General features: G+C 37.4%; 2 protein-coding genes. Both read right to left on the reverse strand.

The window, feature by feature from the left end; all coding sequences use genetic code 11:
- Nucleotides 1-765 (reverse strand): RNA-guided endonuclease TnpB family protein (locus tag FJR11_RS22950; RefSeq protein WP_168507953.1); only part of this gene is annotated, 765 nt, incomplete at its 3' end.
- Nucleotides 766-1,049: 284 nt separating this feature from the next.
- The coding region (locus FJR11_RS22955) for a hypothetical protein (RefSeq protein WP_168507955.1) at nt 1,050-1,683 on the reverse strand (634 nt) is incomplete at its 5' end.

The raw sequence follows: 1,683 nt of genomic DNA on the forward strand, positions 1-1,683 counted from the left end.
TTTCACAGCATGGTCTTTACGTTTCCTACTTATTTTGAGGTGGCGTTTTCCTAAAATCTGTCTAGCTTTGCCTCTATTTTTTGAACCTTTGACTTTTCTGGAAACGCGACGTTGTGAACGTTTAAGAACCTTTTCTCCAATACGCAGAAACTTAGGATTCTCAATCATTACGCCATTAGAGTCGGTGTAGTATTCTTTTAATCCTACATCTAATCCAATTGTATTTCCTGATGGAGTGATATTTTCTTGACGGTTGGCATCAATACAAAATTGACAATAATAACCATCAGCCCGTTTTACCAATCTTACCCGTTTTATTTGGTTGATTTGGTAGAAATGAAGGTCACGAGTTCCCTTGATTTTTAATCTACCAATACCTTTTTTGTCGGTAAATGTGATGGATTTACGATTATCAGCAAGCCGCCATCCTGATGTTTTATATTCAACAGAACGACAATCTTTTTGAAATTGAGGATATCCCTTTAAACCAGGAATATTCTTCTTGCAATTATCGTAAAACCGAGAGATAGAAGACCATGCCCGTTCTGCACTAGCTTGTCGCGCCATTGAATTGAGTTCATTAGCAAACGGGAAATTAGCTGCTAGTACAGCACAATATTTCTGCAAGTCATTTTTGCCTATATCTTTAACATCCATCCATAGCCGAATACAGCTATTACGAACGAATTGGGCAGTACGAATTGCATCATCTATTGCTGTTAACTGAACTGATTTTCCGTAAACTTTAAACTCAAAAATTAGCATTATTCCTACCTCCAATCTTATACTACTATTTGTGGCGTAAGATTGTCAAGATATTTAGTAGTACAAGATTGAAGGCGGTTAAAACCGTGGTCAGTGAGCCTGCCGAACTGCCCGTGCGGTCACTGAGCTTGTCGATAGCGAAGCGTGGCGTTAAGCCATAGTGTCGCTTATATCTCAGGGCTGAAGCCATGGTTCCTGAGCTTGTCGAAGGACTGAGCTTTACGCTTACCGGATACTTCTGTAAAGGTTGGGTTTTATTTAACCCAACCTTTATCTAGACAGAGTTAATTGTTAAATCTTGCTAATAATTCCTCACGGGATAAATTATTTAAGTGAAGTAATAATCTGCTATACTCATCTGTTGGTAAATTGAGCAAATTATCAATAGTCCTGGATAATTCATTATCTAAATTACCAAATCTTACCCTCAATAAATTTTCCAAAACCAAACGTTGTCCTTCTTGTACAGCCTCAGCCCTAGCCTCTTGATAAGCTGCTGTTAAATTCATAATTAACTCCTGGTCATCTTCTGTTAATATTTCCTGAGTTTGTACACTTACACGCCAATTAAAAACCAGTTCTAAAATATTATGACGTAACGGGTTTTCTGGTGCTAGTGCAACTAATTGTTTTACCGCTTCCTGTTGAACCTTATCTCGTCCTAATAACCTACACAGTAGTGTTTCATTAGTGACAGGTAACTGATTAATTGCTACTATAGCTGTTTTGAAAGCGTCCGGTAGAAAAAATACTCCTGGTAGCCAATTATCTAAATCTAGTTTAGCTCCAAAACTCTCTATTAAACCAGTAGACGCAGAGGGAGCTAAAACCCACAAAAATGGTAAATTAGTTTCTGCTAAAGAAGTATTTTCTCGTTTAGCTTTCCGTTGAAAATCGCCATAAATAGAAAATAATTTA

Source organism: Anabaena sp. UHCC 0187 (genome assembly GCF_009712035.1).
Lineage (GTDB): Bacteria > Cyanobacteriota > Cyanobacteriia > Cyanobacteriales > Nostocaceae > Dolichospermum.